Consider the following 19632-nt stretch of genomic DNA (forward strand, 5'->3'; position numbering starts at 1 on the left):
GCGGGAGGCTAAAACGAATGGATACAAATAATAAATGGGATTTTTGGATTGATTGTGGTGGAACCTTCACTGATATTGTGGCCATCGATACTAATGGCTCTTACCAAACGGAAAAACTACTCACAAAATCTCCTCATTATAAATCTTCTGTCGTTCAAGGTATAAAGAATCTTCTTGGAGATGATTTTTCACCAAAAATAATTAATAAAGTTAGACTTGGTACTACTGTCGCAACAAATGCATTCCTAGAAAGAGACGGTATTGATTGTGCACTTGTTACCACTCTTGGCTTTAGAGATCTTCTTGAAATAAGAAGACAAAATCGTCCACGCCTATTTGACTTAGATATTAAAAAAGCAAAACCTCTTTATAAAACAGTTGTAAATATTAAAGAGAGAATAGATGCAAGTGGAAATATCATTACTAAACTCGATGAGGAAATTGCCTATTTCGAATTAATGAGATTATACGAGCAAGGTCTTCGCTCAGTTGCTATTGCACTTATGCATTCATGTATAAATCCCGAGCACGAATTAAAAGTTGCCCAGATCGCAAAAAAAATTGGCTTTGAATATATAAGTCTATCACATCAAACGAGCCCTATTTCAAAGTATGTATATCGTGCTGAGACATCTGTCGTGGATGCATATCTGACTCCTCTTTTAGATATCTATACAAAAGAGTTAGAAGATGACTTAGGCGGTGTTGATATTGTTTACATGCAATCAAATGGTGGATTATGTGATGCTAAGACTTTAAAAGGACAAAATACTCTTCTTTCAGGGCCTGCTGGTGGTCTAATCGGTGCTATCAAAAGTAGTGTCAAGAGAGATATCAATAAGATCATCACTTTTGATATGGGTGGTACTTCAACTGATGTTGCTATCTATGATGGTGAGATCAAACTTGATAATGAACCAGACTTTCTAGGAATAAAGCTTTTAGCACCTATGCTTGATATTCATACCGTTGCAGCAGGTGGTGGATCAATATTAAAATTTGATGGAGGACGATTTGCTGTCGGGCCTGAGTCAGCAGGGGCATTTCCAGGTCCTGCTTGTTATCGAAATGGAGGACCATTAACTGTAACCGATGCAAACCTCTTTTTGGGACGACTTGAAGCGGATAAGTTTCCAAAGATATTTGGACCTAATCGCAATCAAGCTCTTGATGAAGAGATCGTTAGTGAGAAGTTTAATAAGCTAGCTAAAGAAGCTGGAATGGATGCTAAAGAGGTTGCAGAGGGATTTCTTGATGTTGCCGCTTCAACAATGGCACGTGCAATTAAAAAAGTTTCAGTTGAAAAGGGTGAAGATCCAGCAGATTTCACAATGGTGAGCTTTGGTGGAGCTGCGGGGCAAATGGCATGTAAAGTTGCAGACGCTATTGGTATTAAGAAAATTTTTGTTCATCCATTTTCAAGTGTTTTATCAGCTTATGGAATAGGGACAGCAAATGAAAGTTTTCGTGTCATGAAAGCTTATACTAAAAACTTTTCTAAGATAAATGAAGAAGAGATTAAAGAGAAATTCACTGAGCTACATAAAGAGATTGAAGAAAATTTAAATAATGTTGATCGTTTTACAAATGAGCTACTGATGCGTGCAAAGGGTAGTGATTATGAAATTAATGTATCAGCAGAAAAGTTTAATGCTATCTCAAACGAGTTCTCAAAGGCCTATGAAAAGCTCTTTGGTGTTGAGTTTGAAGGGGAGGCAGAAGTTGTTAGTCTCGTCTCAACTGGAGAGAGGCTTTCTGGACATAATGAAGAGTTAATAAAGGATGAGGCACTTAATGACATTGAAGGCCCAGCTCTTTTAAGCGCAAATAATACCTGCTTGGTCTTTGATGAAGGATGGAGAGGTTCTAAAAATAAGTATGGTGAATGGATTCTTACGAAAGAAGAAGATGTAAAGCAAGATGAAACTTCAGAGCGTGACGCCAAAGTAGAGCTAGAGATTTACTATCAAAGATTTCAATCGATAGCCGAACAAATGGGGCATACTCTACAAAACTTGGCACATAGTATAACGATTAAAGAACGTAATGACTTTTCTTGTGCGCTTTTTACAAAAGATGCAGAGCTATTAGCAAATGCGCCCCATATCCCAGTTCATTTAGGGTCTATGGGGGATGCTGTTAAGGCCATCGCTGAAAAATTTAACGATGATATCAATGAAGGTGATGGATTTATTTGTAATGATCCTAATTATGGCGGTACACATTTGCCAGACATTACTGCTATTACACCGATCTTCTTTGAAGGGAAGCTATCAATGTATGTGGCCAGCCGAGGACACCATGCTGATATCGGAGGAATAAGTCCTGGATCAATGCCCGGAAAGAGCACAAAATTGTCTCAAGAAGGCGTTGTTATTGCTCCTGAGAGAATTATTGAAAAAGGACGCTTCTTAGAAGAGAAACTTTCTAAGATTTTAAAAGAAGGACAATTTCCTGCTCGAATACCAATTCAAAATATTCATGATATTAAGGCCCAATTTGCGGCAAATCAAAAAGCACGCACAGAGCTTCACTCTTTAGTTGATTCTTATGGTGCTACAAAAACTCTAGCAATGGCCGAAGCGATCTTAGCTTATTCACATAAGAAGATTATTGAAGTGCTTAAAAAATTTAAAGAAGGTACTTCTAATACAAATATAACTAATGAGAGATCAATTACTGTTAAAATGACAAATCACCATGAAGATAAGTTAGTGATTGATTTTTCTGGAACATCTCCTTGCGGAGATCATAACTTTAATACGCCACTGCCAGTAGTGAAAGCATCGATTTTATTTGCACTACGTTGTCTTATAAAAGAAGAGATTCCTCTTAATGATGGTATTGCTAGATACTTAGACATAAAGATCCCTAAGGGCTCTCTACTAAATCCAAGTATTGAAAGTGCTGTTGTTGCAGGTAACGTCGAAACATCTCAAGTTATTTGTGATCTCATTTTTGAATCTCTTGGTGTTAAGGCCCATGGGCAAGGGACAATGAATAATTTAAGTTTTGGTAACGAAGAATACCAATATTACGAAACTCTTGGTGGCGGGGCCGGTGCAAGTTCTAGTGGAGATGGTGCAAGTGCTATTCAAGTAGGTATGACTAATTCTCTTCTTACTGATCCCGAAGTCTTTGAGAGTCGCTTACCTGTTCGCATCGAATTGATGGGAATTAGACAAGGAAGTGGTGGAATTGGAGAGTTCCGTGGAGGAAGTGGAATCTACCGTCATCTCTTATTTCTACAAGATAGTGACTTAAGTATGATCTCGCAAAGAAGGCTTAGTTCTCCTACTGGAATAAATGGTGGGGAAGATGGCCTAAGAGGAAAGAATATTCTAGAGAGAAAGAACGGAGAAGTTATTGAGTTAGAAGAATGCTTTCAAACTAAAGTTGAGAAGATGGATCGACTTATGGTTTGTACTCCTGGTGGAGGAGGCTTTGGTAAGGCCCCTGATGAAGGAGAGCATCTTGTTTTTGGATTTGGTTCTAATATGGATATTTCTCAAATTAGAAAGAGATGTCCTAGTTCTTCATTTGTAACCAGGGCCAGATTAGACGGCTATGAGTTGCGCTATACAACCTATTCTGAAGTTAGAAAGGGTGGCGTTGCTGATATGTATGAAGCCCCTGGAAAGAGTATGTGGGGTGCTGTCTATCGCTTAAATGATCATGACCTAGCAACTCTAGATGAAATAGAGTGTAGTATGAATAATTACACTCGAATCCAAAGAGAAGTAATTAATGATAATGGGCGAAAACTTAAGGTCTATTGTTATGATGTAAATGATAAGGAGCCGGATATTTCTCCAACTAATATCTATCACTGGCTTGTTTATAGTGGGGCCTATAATTTAGGAACGTTAAATAACTATTTAAAGGCCTTATAATAGATAGAATTTAGAAAGAGCAAATTTAAATGGTGCATCAAGGCATTTTAGATGGTATGAGTACTTATGTTTCAAAAGCCTGAAAAGAAGTGGACTAAGGTCCTGTCACAACCATTTGAAAAGCAGTCAAAGTTTCTTAACAAGATCTGTAAAGTTAATCGAAGAGATGCACTTATTCTTAATGAGAGATATTTTGATGGACTGAGTTTCCCATTAGTTGGGGAAGTTGTTGAGCTTGTTCAAAAAGTTATCGCTGCGGGGGAGTTTGATCCAAGCTTTCGTGATCTCATTTTAGATCGCCTTCTAAGAGTCATTGGTATTGAGGAGCTTTATCCTGAAGACTATGAAGATGGTAATGAGTGTAACGGCGATGATGACAATGTAATCTTCGGCGAAAACTACCATGTCTATACTGCCTGTTATGATGATCTGGATATTCTCGTAAATTTCATTAATTCAACTGATGGTATTAGCAACCTATGTGATCTTGGTTCCGGTTCTGGAAGAGCTCTATTTTACCTGGCCATGAAGGTTAAGAAGGAATTAAATTATCTGGGATTAGAATTAGTTGATGAAAGGGTCAAGTTTACTAATGAAATCTCAAAATACTTCTCTTTGGATAATGTAAGATTTCAAACTTGTGACTTTTTAAAGGATCCGCAAGCGTTCCACGGATATGATGCTTATTATCTTTATGACTCTGTTGGTACTGAAAATGTTCCTCATTTAATCGGACATTTTAAGAACCTTATTGATGATGGCCAGAAGTTTTATTTATTCTTTATTTCTGGTTGGGATGAAATCATGCTTTCGGCATTAAATGAACTTGATGGACTAAAGCTTGTTGAAGGTAATGACAGTCGTAAGCAAGAAGGTCGAGTCGTAAATATCTACCAAACTCTATAAGCTAACTTAAATTAAGTATCTTAAATTCTTCGATGAAAATAAAATGAGTATGTTATATTCTTCGGAGGAAATATGAAAGAAATGCTAATCTGTTCAGATCTCTATGAAGGCTCAGATAATAACCTTAAGTCTGGATACTCCTTTGCGAGTAGTCTCGGGCTTAAACCCAAAATTTATCATATCGATACAATGACTCCTCAGTTAAATAAACAATTTCATCCTCTTACTGTTAAGCCTCGCTATATTAAAGATCCTATTTGGAATAAAGATATTGAAGCTACTGTTCTAGATATGGCCAATAAGGCGTTAGCAAGAGTAGGGATTGAAAAAGAAAAGGTTGATTTTGAAAACTTTGAAGGCACAATCAATGAAGGAATTGAGCATCTAACAGAGCATGTTGATCTAGAGATGATGGCAATAGGAATTACTCATCATGGTGTCTTTCATCGCTTCTTTTTAAATACATTTGCAGAGAAGTCTTTATTTCATGTAAAAAAAGATGTTCTCGTAAGTAAGAAGGCCGTAGAGAATTATTCTCACTTTACTTATTTAATACCTTATACACCTTTAGATGAAGACGATTTAGCAAAAGTTATTCACATCGCTAAATGTAATGAAGCAAAGGTCCATATGGATTGTGTCGTCCCAATTAACTTTGTGGGGTATAGTCTAGAGCTTTTTTCCAATGAGCCTTATCCTCGAGAAATTTTAACAAGTGAATTATCTGATATGCGTAGTAAAGCAGAAAAAGAATTACAGAAAGCACACAGAATTATGAGTGATGCCAATATCGAGTGTTCGTATTCTTTGGAGATGGTACTAAACGAAGATGCAGCTAAGCGTGTAGAAGAAATTGTGCAAAAAGAAAACTCTGATCTGGTGATTATAAAGCCTCAGCACTATACGTTTGAGCACTTATCAATTGGAAGTGTCTCATTGGATATTATGAAGAATGTAAGTAGTAACCTTCTTCTTTTAAAAGTCGAATAGTTTATATCTTGGCCCAGCTATTCTCTGGTATATTTATATAGGCTTCTGTCCATGCATTTTCTTTGCTGTTAAAACTTAGTTCAAGATTATCATCTTGTAGAAGATATTTTGCAGCACTAAGTCCTAGTCCACTTCCTTTACTCCTTGTTATTGTTGATATGAAGGGGAGTGTTATCATATCTAAGTACTCTTTAGATATACCGATACCAAAGTCTTTTATTGTTAATCGCAGATTGTTTTTAGAATCTATACTGGCATATATCTCTATTTTCTTGCGAGATTTATCATTATTTTTTTTAACTGCAGAAATCGAGTTTTTAATTATATTTTTCAATGATTGTATGAAGTTTTCCTTTGTTGCCAATATCATATAATCTTTTACACCTTCATCAATCTCTATTTGAATTCCATGTTTTTTTATCTTTTTATGAAAATGAGATGTGCTTTCTATGATTAAATCATAAAGTTCTTGCTTTCCTCTCTTGTGTGTTGCTGATCGAAAAGTCAGCTCTATGGTTTCAACAATTTCATTGATTCGATTATTTGAACCCTCTAATATTGATAGAACGCGTTGTGCTTTTGTATTATCTGGCCTTATCTTTTTAATTTCTTCTTCAAGTAGATGAGTTGAATTTATTGAGAGGTTCAAAGGGTTTCTTAATTCATGTGCCATTGACTTTATTAACTCTAATATTCTTAAGTAATTAGTGCGCTCAATTTCTTTTTCTTTTTCTCTTAATAGCTCCATTGCCTGTTGTTGTACTTTTTCTTTAAGTTCTATTTCTGTCTGCTTTTGTGCTGTGATATCACAGATATATCCTTCTAATGCAATAATCTTATCGCCGTCATAAACGCCAACACCTTGCTCCCATAAATAGATAATCCTCCCATCCTTGTGTCTAACTCTATATTCTGTTGTGTAGTAGTTATGAGCTTCAAGGGCCTCATCAACAGTCTGTCTAACGATTAGTTTATCTTCTTTAAGAGTAATATCATCAAAAGAAACCTTGGCATTGTTTAAGATCTCATCTTGTGTATAACCAGTGATTCTTTCAATACCAGAGGTAATGAACTCCATAGTCCAATATTTATCATTGCGACACCGGTAGGCTATGCCATCGATACTTTCGAGAAGAATATCTAAGTTAATTTTTTGTACCACGAGTTAATCTTCGGTTTAGAAGTGTAGTTAGCTAAGTTAATTAAAAACAAAGGCTTAGCTTAAGTTTCTTAGTTTTTTAGTGAAATACTCAAGCTTGGTGTCTAAATATTTTTCACATAATAATTTCATGAAATCGCGAGTATATCTAAGTAATACGATTTGATATGCTAGATTATTTTCAATGAGAAAGGTTATTTCAATAATATTATTAAGCGTCTTTATGCTAAGTGTACCTGTACAAGCAAGTACTGAGTATAAGTGTATAAAGCAGTACCAAGATAAAATAGAGACATTTTATCCTAAAGAGTCTGTGGAAAATGATGAAGGCTGGGTATACAAACTTAAGGGTTTTTATTGGCTATCTAAAGTCATTGGTAAACCTGCTGCGGCTTTTATTGTTGCTTTCGTTCCAGGCTCCATTCCTGTTGTCTTATCTATATCAACTGTGGCCGCCTTCTTCGATCTTTTAAAGAACGAAAAGGGAATTATAGGTGCTTATATTGTTTTAAAAATGTCTGAAGTAGAAGAGCATGAATTTGCAAATCAGGATATTGATTCAAAGATAGAAGAAGAAGTTCTTCAACTTCAAGAAAATAAATATAAGCGAGAAGAAAATCTTTTTAATACTTTTGTTGAAAGAGTTAATCGTAAATATAAAAATACTGATTTTTCTTATGAGCAGGTTAGAAGAGCAGTCGTAGAAATTGCTTCAAGAGATGATCAGCTTTGCCAGCGTAAGGGAAAAGAGAAGTTTACTTCTCTTTATCGCCTTATTCGCCTGACAAAGAAGAGGTTGATTTATAAATAACTAGATAATGTAAGCTATCGAAAATATGTGGCGCGCAAAGAATCCTTCTATAAATTCTCTTGATTTATTTTTAATATAACCGATAAGAACCCTATGAGATTAGAGGGGATTATCATTTTTATTGCTCTTGTTGCGAGTATCGTAACTAGGGCAGAGTCTATTGAGGAATTATGTAATTCTCTTCGTTTGGAAGATCCAAGTTGTTCAACTCTTGAAATTCCCAAATCAATCCTTCCTAAAGAGATTAGTGAAAATTCATTACGTCGTTGGCATTGGATTATTGAAAAAGTAGAAGAGAAAAAAGACCTTCTTCAAGCTGAAATAGACAATAACAAAGGGATGTTGCGCTTTTTACGTAATGACTTTGTCGAAGAGGATGAAAGTAGGCAATGGTATATAAATGAATTCAAAGATATTGAAAGTGATTATTTAAAGTTAAAAGAAATTACCAAGCAAATTGAAATCGTCTCAGATAAATTAAATATCTGCTTTAGAGTCTGTAGTCCAAAGATGCGAATTGAAAATGAAGAGCATTTAAAAAAACTTCAAAAGCTAAAGATTTTACTACTTTCTAAACGCCCCATTTTAGCAGGGCCAGAAATTGAAAATATCATTAAAAGTAAAGATGAGGGAGATCTTAAATCCGCACTGGTCAAAACATACTCTGATTATTTATCTGGTGCTCAAGATCAAATAAGGGAGATTAATACGCGATTTTCTCCTGAGCAAAGACAATATGACTTTGCTATCAACGAAGAAGTTAATGAGGAATTACAAAAAGAGAGAATTAAAGTCCTCTTTGATATTATAAATGGCAATGATGTCGTTGATGATACAACTTCCTCTATTTTATCAACATTAGATTGGCGAAAAGAGGTTATGAAAGAGCCAAGTCTAGCGTGCAGTCTTTATGAGAGGAATAAAAGTTACTTAACTGATCAGAAAATAAAGGAATTAGGCCTTGAGATTGGAATGTTTGTTGCTCCTTTTGTTGCAGGCCCTGCCTTTAGATTAAGTGTTTGGGGGCTTCGTGGCCTAGGATTAGCAAAGTGGGGAATGAGAGAAGAAATCTATGCTTCAATTACAAAAGCAACGACAGGACTCTCTAGTGCAACTTTTTTTGCAAAAGATCTCGTTGCAATACCTAAGAAAAAAGAACAATGTGAATCTTTATTAAATAATTTTATAAAGTCTAAGCAACATACTTATTATCAAAAATATACAGAGTGTTCTGAGGAGCTAAGCCAAGAGATTCTCTTAACTTCCGTGAGTACAGCTCTAAGTGGTCTTTCATCTTTAGGTCCAATTAAGCAGGCCTTTGAATTATCAAAGAAATATGATCCAAATTCCCGTCTTTTCCATGTTAAGACAATGGATGAGCTTAGCTTTTATCTTGGAAAGAAGCCAATCGATAATGAAGTATTTGGAGATGCAGGATATAAGCTTTCTATTGAGAAGGGTGATTATTATGTTCTAAATCTTAATAGTTCAAATAAAGAAGTTAGGACAATGAGTTCAAATTATTGGAATTTTGTTTCAGATACTTATCAGCGAAGATTAAACCTCTCTGAAAATGAAGTAAAAGACTTCATTCAAAGTAGTCGACAAATGGAAGATCGAACCACTTTGATTATTAGTACAGAAAAAGGGGCAGCTGATTCCATGAGAGGTGGACTGGCCTTTGTAACATCTTCAAAAGCTGATGAATTAATGCCCTTTGAAAAAGCAACAGGGGTAAAGGTCGATCGTCGTCCTGGGCGAAAGGTTGCAGAAGCGGTTCGTTTTACTGTTGATGATAAAAAAGGAGATCGCAAATTAAGCGAAGAATTACTAAGCCAATTAATCACTTCAATGGATGCAGATGATTCTCTGGATGGAATTTATATATTCACATCAAAGGCCCATGAGCGTTTATATGAGAGAATTCTAAAAAAACGTGGCATCAATTTTAATCGAGTAAAAGACCTCGATCGAGATGTTGTTCTAGAGATAAGGCCTTAATATTCCTCAAGTATTAACTCATAATAGCCGATGAGATAGGTATGAGATTCCCTAAGTGCTTATTATTATTTTTCATTCTATTTCAGACGTTTGCTTTAAAAATTATATGGCAACCAAAGCGTGAAATTGGAAATACGACGATTTGGAAGAGTACCCAAACAAAAAGTATTAGAGGATCAACTCAAGTTTTAAAATCATCAAAATCATTTTTAGCTAATATTGATAAGCGCGACAAATTTGTTAAGTCACTTGAGAAGAAAAAGCGAAATGGAATGAAGTTTTTAGGGATTAGTGATTGGAATGCTTTTGAATATAAGTGGCAGAATGATGAGTTAACAATTTCTGGTTATTATATTGATCGTAAAGGTCTTAAAAATTATTTTTATGAAAGACACACTTTTTTAAATGATAAACGTGTTATTAGTCTCATTACTTCTCTTGATAAAGACAAGTTAAACAAAGAAGTAATAAGTAGCTTTTTTCAATCGACTCTTAAGTGGGAGAGTCGTAAATGAGAAAACTATTAAGTTCTATTATTATTCTTTTTCTAAGTTTTAATGTCCTAGCATTTAGTAATAGTGACATAATTGATCAATTTAGATCTTTTGGCTCAGTAACTGATACTTATGACTATATTAGTTGTAGTTCTGAAAGCTCAGTTAAAGGACCTTTATCTGAAGATACATTTCAAAGTTTTTGTGAGGTCGTTAAAAATAGCGATGCATGTAAAGATGTTGAAGAAGACGAGAAGATAACTTGTGAAAGTATCGATGAAAATGAAATCGATATTACAAGTTTTTCTTTCATATATAATTGTTTTCGAGGACTTTGGCGCTCACTCGTGAACCTTTTTGAATTTGTTGTTGAAATGATAAAGGGAAGCCTTGGTTATGTGTTTGATTCTGAATTACGACAAGAAAAGAATGAGGCCCTCGGTGAATACTATGATTCTTTTAAGAATTACTTAGCTATTGAATTTGATAAAGCTTATGAAGAAACAGGCGATGATGTGGATGCATCACTTCTTGTTGCTAAAGATATTATGAAGATGGGGATGGATGCCATCTCTGATATGATTAAAGATACCTACTATACATTAGGTTGTTATAATCAAAAAGCAAGACAGGCAAGAGTATGTGAGATCGTTGGCGAGGTAATTATGCCTCCTGCCGCTGCTGTGACGCTGATCTTTAAAGGTCCAAAGATGGTGAAACGACTTAAAGAGGTCGTTTCAGAACATACAAAAAAACCACAATCATCAATTGTATCGGATGAAGATCTAGCGAAAAAGAAAACCGCTAGGGCCATAAGTCCAGAAGAGGCCCAGAACTCAAATACAAGAGCTGTATCAGCTAAGTTAGAAGAGATTATAAAAGAAGAAAAACATGATTTTCTTTCTGCTCCTCAAATCGGTCAAGGAATCCAATTAGTTGTTATTCGCTCTAAAGAAAATAAAATTCGTAAGTTCGCTAACCCTGTTATCAAATCTGATAATGGAAATGAATTATCAATTTCATATCTAGATATAGATACAGGTAAGATTATTAACGAGAGTATAAATAATGTAGATCGTAAAAGAACAATTGCGGCAATAGATCGTTTAAATGGAAGACGTTTTAATTTTCAAGATGATTCATATTACAATTCACTTGGGATAAAGGGGACACAAGAGCTCAATGAATCTCAAAAAAATCAATTAGGACAAATGATTAATGGCCTTAATAAAGACGAGCAACAGAAATTTAAAGCATATGCACAAAGACTTGGGGAAGATATTTCTGACATTAGAAATCCTCGCTCATTAGTCTCTTCACTCAATGATGGGGATGCATATAGTGATGTTCTATCTCTTTATTCAAATATCGTTAAGTCATCAAGTAGTGCACAAAAGTTTAAGAAGTTTGATCAGTGGGTTAAATCAGATGCGCATGCTCTCTATTTATATGACTTCTTATTAAAAGATGGTATTGAAAAGAATAGCGATTCTCTTCGCTACCTCATGGCCCGAAATGAATATTTTAAAAATGTAAGACCAATTAGGGGGCCACCTGGAACTCTCGTTACATTCTCGTTTGAAAAAGAAAGTAAGGTCGATGATATTACACTTTGGTACAAGACTTCAAATTATACTGATGAAGAGTGGTTAAACTTAAGTGGCGAACAACGCTTAAGCCTTGTTAGAAAAGCGACTATGATCTCTCGGAAAAAAGTTTCTGAAGATAAAATTACTGGAACAGAGTTTAAACCTCATTATCTAGGTGGTTTTTCCCAAGAAGTAGGAGACTATTTAATTGATAAGAGTCCTATTTGGGAAATTGCGAATAAGAAGTATGAAATCAGCCTTGAGCGAACTCTAGATGAAATTTCAGAGGTCTCAGAACTTACAGGAGAAACCCATTCTTTTCATGCCCATGTTGTTTTCGATTTACCAGAAAATTACGATAAGTTTGATCGATTTCAACTTTGGTCTAAACATACAAATGATTATCTCTATCTAAAAGGTATGGAAGAAGGTCTTCACGGTAATGAATTAACAGGAATTGCTCACTTTGCCGAGGATGCCCCTGCTAAAGCTAAGAGAAGTATGAATAATGCCTTACCGGAGACTTTATCAAGTATTGGTGTACGTTCCCATAAGTTCTTTTCAATGGGAATTCGAGGTGATTTATATGGAAAGTCTCCAGTTTCTAAGCATAAGAAAGTGGGACTTGAATTAAGAGATACAACTAGAAAGTTAGATATTCTAAGTGATCATATGAAGAAGGTTACAGCTACAGTTCAGGATTTCAAATGGGAGAGTCTCCCAACTGAAGTTACTCGAAAAAATATGCCTGCTTTACGAGTTAATCAAGACTTAATAGGTCGTGATCTAGCAGGAAAAGTAAGTGATTCATTCTTAGATACTTTAAAAAATGATGTAATCACTGCATCCATTGCTTTGAATCGATTTGAAGAGGGACGCTACTTTGATTATCAAAGAGGGACATTTAGAGAGCTTACTTCAGAAGATAAGAAACAAATCGTTGAAGCAAGACAGTACTTTATTGATGAAATGGGAAAAATTGATCGTGAATTAATAGAGATGAAAAGAAAAGGTGAGTCCTTTGAAAAAGAAGATGTCGAGATGGCCGTTCAAATGACTCTTTCTGAATGGGCAAAAATGGCAAGGGTCTCACGTTTCTATGATGGGATTTAAAAGGGGATATAGAATCCTATATCCCGTTATAGTCATGTCTTAATTTTGACTGATTCAAATAGACCTCAAGACGAATTCTATTTACGCCTCCTAATGGTCGATTAACTTGTGGTGCTCGCCATGGATTAAAGGTCATATTCTCACATGCTGACATTCTCATTTCGTCACGAACTCGATGCTGCCTATTTACGATTAGGCGTCCAACCTTAATTTGTGGTGATTTCTTCTCATCCCACGATAGCATTGCATTTTCGATATTATTCTTTTTTGGATCTTTATTTGGTTGAATATAGAAGTCAAAACAACCTTGTTCACTCTTAAGAGTTTTTGCTAAGCGCTCTCCTAAGTAATCATGACTAGGATTGTCTGGAATCGTATCCTTGTTCTTACGACATGATTTAAAGCTCATTTTCATGCTGGTACTACCTAGTTTATAAGGTGTTGCTGAAGAGTAGTCGATATCAAGTGGATTTGAGACTTCAACTCGTGCCTTCATTATTCTCTTAATTGATCCCCAATGAGTCAGTAAGTATCCAATAACACCAAATCGTCCTTGTGTTGCTTCCATAAATTTTTCATACTTTTTAGGATTTGCAATAAAGAAACTATCAGCATTCATCATAACTAAATCGTGGATATTCTTATTTCCTTCAAGACCTATATCTTGAAGATAGTTTTGATAGGGAACGCCGATTATTTTTACGGCCATACCTCGAATATCTTTTTCGATATCTGCTTTTGAAGGATCAGGGTCTCCATTAGAGAAGCGAATAATACTTTGATATTTTCTATTTTCTTCAAATAGGCCAACTCTTAGTTTTTGAGGTAGTTTAGAATTATCAATTGTAAGTTCTGATTTTACACAACCATGATGTTTTGGATGAGCATCCCTTTTCATGATTTTATTATTTCCTGTCGCTTCGATTAGTGTTTCTTTGAAAATCTCACCGACACGATTCATATTTGCTACTTCATCTTGTCCCCAGACTTCACCTTGTTCTACTTTTGGTTGAAGTGCATTGACTGAGGCAACTTGTCGTTCACTCTTTTGATTTTGACATGAAATTATTAAGCTTAATAAAGCTACAATCTTTAAACTCTTCATAAACCCCTCACTTGTTCCTAAATTATTTTACCTTAATTACCAAATACTCCAAGGACCATTAAATGCGGTAAAATTACCTTTCTGGTGAGTGATTTCTATATAAGTACTTGTAATTATTGTTTTGTCATTTGTCTAAATCTGTCTTTTGCTAGCTGACTGCTAAGGATCGTACCCATTCGTAAAAAGGTAACTCCATCATAGTTTCCAAAGTAGAGTGCATCTGCAATATTATCCCAAGCTTTGTGGGAGTAGAGTGTACCTGCTAAAGCATTTTCTCCTAAGATACGTACGCCTTGTCTTTGTGCTTCTTGAGCAACCCAGAATACTAATGCCTTCGCATAGCTTTGAGCATTTGTTGGCCCTTCAAGATTATTCATTTCTAAACAAGTAAAATGAAAATTTAATTGATGAAAGTCCTTCTCTTTTCTAAGTTCATTGATAATACCGATGATCCTATTATAACCATGACCTGTTTTATCACTAAAGATATCTTGATCTGTTGATATCAGTCCTGCATTAAGCTCTGCCAATCGATCAGCACCTGGTGCAACTCGCCAGTGTATTCCTGGTACTTTAAAGCCTAATTGAATATGGGCCTCTGTTCTAAAGGTATCAATGGCCGCTCCAAGAATTCTCTTTCCGTGCTCTCGTAAACTTTTAGAATACCAATTATAAAAGTCCTTACCATAATTAGTATGTTGTTCTTGAGCTGGAAAAAAGAAGAAAGGATTAGGAGGTGCAACTTCTTTGAAAGAAGATAGATTAAAGCCCCACATGAAGTTTACAGTATCAATATTAGAATACTTATTTCTAACGTAGTTTCTAAAGCTTTCTACTGCTAGCTCAGAGTAGGCTTGAAGCGCTCCACGTGTTGGATAACCTGATCCATTATCGTGTGAATTATATGAAGGATAGCGAAGCTCACCGGCAGGGCCAAGGCTTACATTAATTTCATATATATCTTTCATCTTATGTGAAAAGTTCATTTTAAATGAACCCATGACCTCATAAAATTCATTGATCGCTTTGTGGGTAGACCAAACAGATAGATATTCTTTTGAAAAGTTTCCTTGCTCACTTTTAGACATGGCACTCGCACCATACTTTTGCCATAACCAATTTGGGATTGGTACATCACATGTATCACCAACATTACCACCACATTGATGGAATGATAGAATCGGAACCCACTTTAGGCCAGCGTCTATAATAAGATCACTCAGCACTTGATAGTATTGCCAATTGAATTTATTATCTTCTTTTTCTATTAGTCCCCACCAGATATCAGTACTAACTCCTGTTGCTCCTAGGGACTTTATTTCATTTAATTGATCTTGAAATTTTCGTAACTCAGCTTTTGAATATTCAGACGACAAGTTATTTGGATCACCTATGATTAAGGGGGCCATGACATTGAATACTTTTGCGGAAGTCGTTAAACAATACAATGTTAGAAAGAGGGAGAGTAAAGCTTTAGATTTCATGTCTTACTTATAGCGATACTTCTCCCTAAATAATAGATATTTTGAATTTTTTATAGATTATTAGATTTTAAGATATCGTCCACTTTTGCTGCAAATATAAAATCACTTTCCACTAAGTCATCAATTTTATGTGTCCAAAGATCAACTTTCAGCTTACCAAAGCTTACGTGTAGATCAGGATGGTGCCATTGCTCATCTGCAACCTTTGCGATTTCATTTGCAATTTTCATTGGTTGGTCAAACTTTTCGCAATCAACTTCAAGAGACAGCCTTGTTTTATCATTAGTGAAGCTCCAACGTTTGTCGATTTGCTCTTTAAGGCTTAGTTTTTCCTCAAGAGGTAGGGGAGGTACCCCTCCTTGGCAAGGTATACATGTTTTCTCTTTCAATGAAGTCATATTTCCTCCTAAAAATTTACGAGTTCATAAAGGTCGATTGCTGGCTCCTCATAGGGATGGGCCGTTCTTAACGCCTTAATTACTTCTTTAACTTTATCATCAGGACAAATCGTTTCCACCTTAAGTTCTCTTACTTTTTCGATAATTCCGGATTCGCCAATATGGGGATTGGCTTGATTATTTGGACGAAATTGACCGATACCTTCTGTCTCAAATGAACATTTGTCATAGTTTCCAATGGTTCCAGCACCGGCATTAAAGATGACCTCTTTTACTTCTTGTGCGTCATCTACAGGAACAAAAAATACTAGTTTTTTCATTATTAACTCACTTTTTTTTTGATCAAAAACTTAACAGTACTCTATAAAATATACTTGATATCTACTAATTAATCTAATTCTTGATATAAATGACTCTCAACAATTACTCCCCAAGAAAAAATAAAAGTTAATCTTAATGATGATTTAATTTCATCTTAACTAGGGGGATATATGAAAAACATTCTAATTTTAATTGCCACTTTAATTTCTTATTCTGCATTTGCTTCAAATGTTGATTTTCCAGATTACACTTGTAACGTTTCAAAGTACTCAGATGACACTGTTTTTGGTGAAGAATTTGAAATAAAAAGAGACAATTCTAGTCGTTACAATCTAATGAGTACTGTTGTAGATAATATTGAATTTAAAGTTGCTCTTGTCGATAAAGCTTCTGGTCCACAAGCATCTTTTACAACAAATTATAAAGATCAAGGGATTCAGGTTTCTTCACAACAAGACTTTAACGGAGTACAGATTATTTTTGGGCCGACTCATCAAGTTGGGACTACAGGCTATATTGTAACTTGTGATAGAAGTTCACTAGATTGGTAATAAATATAGGACCTGCCTAAAGCAGGTCCTTTCTTATTAAATAAGTTCTTTGATTTTTGAAGTGATTTTTTCATCTCTTGGATCAATGTCAGGAAAGTATCTTTCAACAATTTCTCCATTTTCGTTTAAAAGGAATTTTTCAAAGTTCCAATGTATATCATGAGCTTGTCCTGAGATTAGACCTTTGCTTGTAAGTAATTGCTCAAAGTCTGGTTTGTCATTTCTTACGGCTTCTTTTTTCCCTTCTGTTAAAGCTTGATAGAGTGGGTGTTGACCTTCTCCTTTAACAACAATCTTTTCATTCACTGGAAATGTTACGTTGTACTCCATTGAACAGAAGTTTTGAATTTCTTCATTAGTACCTGGCTCTTGTTGTAAGAACTCATTTGCTGGAAAAGCAAGAATTTCAAGTCCTTTATCTTTGTATTCAGAATATAGTTTTTGTAGCCCTTCGTATTGTGGTGTAAGTCCACATTTTGAAGCAACATTGACTACAAGATATGCCTTAGCATCAAAGTCCTTAATTGTTTTATCTAGGCCTTTTCCATCTTTAAATTTAATTTCATTTATATTTGTACTCATGTGATAACCTCCATAGTTTTAACTAATAGAGGTTACCATAAAGATTTATTTAGAAAAGTTGTGGCGTGCCAATTGTAGCTTTTTATAACTTTCAATTAACTTTAGATGCTTATCAATACCTACAAGACTAGAATTTGTCTGAGTTAGGCCATCAAAGCGATTCTCTAGGGTTAATGTCTTAGTTACTCGCTCCATTAATTCAGGGCCATACATCTTAGTGAAGCTTTCAAGATAATCCGCTATTTCAAGATCATCTGCCAGTTCTATATCAAGTGCATTATTGAGAGCCTGATAAAAGCGTCTTCTTTCTATTGTATTATCGTTGAATGTACCAAGCATTTCGACGAGATGCTTAGCTTCTTCATAATTTTGTAGAGCAAGATAACCAAGTGCCTTGAGTTCTCCAATAACTAATTGTCCCCATACAGTACTTTCATCAAATGCAACTCCGATTAACTCAGAAATTGGCATGTAATTATCAAGCTCACTGTCTTCAAGTCGTTCAATTAGTGAACTTAGGTCTTCATTGTTTAAAGAGTGGAGATTTAAAATATCTTCTCTGAAGTCTAGTGCTTGATTATGGTTGTCCCAAATCAGATCTTCTGGTTGATAAATTTCAGAGTATTCTGGAACAAGAATACGACAAGCACTTGCTCCTAACTCGTTATAATCTGCTATATAAACTTCTTTACCTAGCTCTTCTAAGATTCCCATTAGATATTGATATTCTTCTTGAGTTGAGCCTGAGAAATTCCACTCGTTAAATTCGTATTGCGGCCTAGCACCAAAGAAGCGCCAAGAGATAACTCCTGTTGAATCAATAAAGTGATCAACAATATTATTGTGTTCACGAATAGCAAATTCATTAAATGTTGGAGGGAATGTGTCATTCATACCTTCAAAGCTTCGACCTTGTAGAAGTTCTGTCAGGCTTCTTTCAAGTGCCACTTCAAAACGTGGGTGAGCACCAAAGGATGCAAATACACCTCCATTTCTTGGATTCATGAGAGTCACACACATGACAGGAAACTTACCACCTAAAGAAGCATCTTTTACAACAATTGGAAAACCAGCTTCTTCAAGTTTGTTAATCCCTTCAAGTATTGTTGGATACTTTTCTAAAACACTTTTTGGAACATCCGGTAGTGTGATCTCTTCTGTAATAATTTGATTTTTTACAGCTCTTTCAAAAATTTCTGAAAGACATTGTACACGAGCTTCATATTTTGTATTTCCAGCACTCATTCCATTACTTACAAATAAATTCGCAATGAGGTTGGCCGGTATGTAAACCGTTTGGCCATCAGATTGACGCTCAAAAGGTAGAGCACAGATTCCACGCTCTTTATTTCCTGAGTTTGTATCAATTAAATTTGAGGCCCTAAGCTCGCCACCGTTATCGTAAGCATTAAGAAGTGTCTCATCCATTAATCCAGTCGGAATAGACTCATCATTTGGAATCTCAAACCATTTCTCATTTGGGTAATGAACAAATTCTGCATTAGCGATATCTTCACCAAGGTAATAATCGCTGTAGAAATAATTCGTGCTAATACGCTCTAGATATTCTCCTAGAGCAGAAGCAAGGGCCGCATCTTTTGTGGCACCTTTTCCATTTGTAAAGCACATCGGAGAGTCAGCATCGCGAATGTGAACTGACCAAACATGAGGAACTTGGTTTCTCCATGATGCAATTTCAATTTGAATTCCCAGGTTTGCTAGAAGTCCTGTCATATTCTTTATTGTTTCTTCTAAAGAACAATCTTTACCTGGAATCATCGTCTTGGTTTCATTTACTTCGTAGTCAAGTTTGACATCGTTACCAAGTATTTCTTTTGCTTCTATCTTAAAATCAATTTCATTTTGAATAACTCGCTTAACAGTACATCGATTCATTGAAGCAAGTATTCCTTTTTTATCTTTTTCAGATATTGAAGCAGGAAGCTCGGCATGTATAACAAATGATTGCTTGTAGCGATTATCAGGGTCCACTATATTTTGCTGACTTATGCGAATATCCTCTGTAGGGATATCTCTGCTTTTACAATAGACCTTTGCAAAATAAGCTGCACACATGGCCGAAGAGGCCAGAAAATAGTCATAAGGGCCAGGAGCTGTACCATCTCCCTTGTAGCGCACAGGCTGATCAGAGATGATTTTAAAATCATCGAAACTGGCTTCAATTTTTAAATTATCGAGGTATCTTACGTTTACTTGCATAAGGCAGATATAGCA

General features: G+C 35.4%; 15 protein-coding genes. 8 read left to right on the forward strand and 7 right to left on the reverse strand.

Annotated elements, in window-relative coordinates:
• Positions 1-17 precede the first annotated feature (17 nt).
• The 3 genes from ACMAZI_RS05385 (at position 18) to ACMAZI_RS05395 (ending at position 5789) form a co-directional block, all read left to right on the forward strand.
• The gene (locus tag ACMAZI_RS05385; protein ID WP_412473603.1) at positions 18-3893 is read left to right on the forward strand and encodes a hydantoinase B/oxoprolinase family protein; all 3876 of its coding nucleotides are present in this window, start codon (positions 18-20) and stop codon (positions 3891-3893) included.
• Between the two features lie 66 nt (positions 3894-3959).
• The gene (locus tag ACMAZI_RS05390; RefSeq protein WP_412473602.1) at positions 3960-4799 is read left to right on the forward strand and encodes a methyltransferase domain-containing protein; all 840 of its coding nucleotides are present in this window, start codon (positions 3960-3962) and stop codon (positions 4797-4799) included.
• 72 nt (positions 4800-4871) lie between these two features.
• Positions 4872-5789, forward strand: a complete 918-nt coding sequence (locus ACMAZI_RS05395; protein WP_412473601.1) for a hypothetical protein — start codon at positions 4872-4874, stop codon at positions 5787-5789.
• A 1-nt stretch (position 5790) separates the two neighbouring features.
• Here the strand turns inward: ACMAZI_RS05395 and ACMAZI_RS05400 are convergent, their stop codons facing one another.
• Positions 5791-6951 carry a PAS domain-containing protein gene (locus ACMAZI_RS05400; RefSeq protein ID WP_412473600.1) on the reverse strand — a complete coding sequence of 387 codons (1161 nt, stop codon included), beginning with the start codon at positions 6949-6951 and terminating at the stop codon, positions 5791-5793.
• Between the two features lie 181 nt (positions 6952-7132).
• On the opposite strand from ACMAZI_RS05400, the gene ACMAZI_RS05405 reads away from it, so the two are divergent.
• The 4 genes from ACMAZI_RS05405 (at position 7133) to ACMAZI_RS05420 (ending at position 12956) form a co-directional block, all read left to right on the forward strand.
• Entirely contained in the window at positions 7133-7759 is a 627-nt protein-coding gene (locus ACMAZI_RS05405; RefSeq protein ID WP_412473599.1) for a hypothetical protein, read from the forward strand.
• A 93-nt stretch (positions 7760-7852) separates the two neighbouring features.
• Positions 7853-9760: a hypothetical protein gene (locus ACMAZI_RS05410; RefSeq protein WP_412473598.1), complete on the forward strand. Its 1908-nt coding sequence runs from the start codon at positions 7853-7855 to the stop codon at positions 9758-9760.
• 41 nt (positions 9761-9801) lie between these two features.
• The gene (locus ACMAZI_RS05415; protein WP_120405179.1) at positions 9802-10275 is read left to right on the forward strand and encodes a hypothetical protein; all 474 of its coding nucleotides are present in this window, start codon (positions 9802-9804) and stop codon (positions 10273-10275) included.
• Entirely contained in the window at positions 10272-12956 is a 2685-nt protein-coding gene (locus ACMAZI_RS05420; protein ID WP_412473597.1) for a hypothetical protein, read from the forward strand. Before ACMAZI_RS05415 ends, ACMAZI_RS05420 begins: the two co-directional genes overlap by 4 nt.
• Positions 12957-12972: 16 nt before the next feature.
• Here the strand turns inward: ACMAZI_RS05420 and ACMAZI_RS05425 are convergent, their stop codons facing one another.
• The 4 genes from ACMAZI_RS05425 to ACMAZI_RS05440 all read right to left on the reverse strand — a co-directional run bounded on the left by ACMAZI_RS05425 (position 12973) and on the right by ACMAZI_RS05440 (position 16263).
• Positions 12973-14061, reverse strand: a complete 1089-nt coding sequence (locus tag ACMAZI_RS05425; protein ID WP_412473596.1) for a catalase — start codon at positions 14059-14061, stop codon at positions 12973-12975.
• A gap of 113 nt (positions 14062-14174) precedes the next feature.
• Entirely contained in the window at positions 14175-15545 is a 1371-nt protein-coding gene (locus ACMAZI_RS05430) for a family 14 glycosylhydrolase (protein WP_412473595.1), read from the reverse strand.
• 50 nt (positions 15546-15595) lie between these two features.
• The gene (locus ACMAZI_RS05435; protein WP_114705225.1) at positions 15596-15943 is read right to left on the reverse strand and encodes a 4a-hydroxytetrahydrobiopterin dehydratase; all 348 of its coding nucleotides are present in this window, start codon (positions 15941-15943) and stop codon (positions 15596-15598) included.
• 8 nt (positions 15944-15951) lie between these two features.
• Positions 15952-16263: an NGG1p interacting factor NIF3 gene (locus tag ACMAZI_RS05440; RefSeq protein ID WP_412473594.1), complete on the reverse strand. Its 312-nt coding sequence runs from the start codon at positions 16261-16263 to the stop codon at positions 15952-15954.
• Between the two features lie 171 nt (positions 16264-16434).
• Between ACMAZI_RS05440 and ACMAZI_RS05445 the strand changes: the two genes are divergently transcribed.
• On the forward strand, positions 16435-16815 hold the full coding sequence (locus ACMAZI_RS05445; RefSeq protein ID WP_412473593.1) for a hypothetical protein: 381 nt from the start codon (positions 16435-16437) through the stop codon (positions 16813-16815).
• A 36-nt stretch (positions 16816-16851) separates the two neighbouring features.
• Here the strand turns inward: ACMAZI_RS05445 and ACMAZI_RS05450 are convergent, their stop codons facing one another.
• Together ACMAZI_RS05450 and ACMAZI_RS05455 are read right to left on the reverse strand one after the other, a co-directional pair.
• Positions 16852-17397, reverse strand: a complete 546-nt coding sequence (locus ACMAZI_RS05450) for a glutathione peroxidase (protein WP_114705222.1) — start codon at positions 17395-17397, stop codon at positions 16852-16854.
• Positions 17398-17442: 45 nt separating this feature from the next.
• A complete protein-coding gene (locus ACMAZI_RS05455) occupies positions 17443-19617 on the reverse strand; it encodes an OsmC domain/YcaO domain-containing protein (protein ID WP_412473592.1) in 2175 nt (724 codons plus the stop codon).
• Positions 19618-19632: the final 15 nt, after the last annotated feature.

It is taken from the genome of Halobacteriovorax sp. YZS-3-1, assembly GCF_047084945.1.
GTDB lineage: Bacteria > Bdellovibrionota > Bacteriovoracia > Bacteriovoracales > Bacteriovoracaceae > Halobacteriovorax_A > Halobacteriovorax_A vibrionivorans.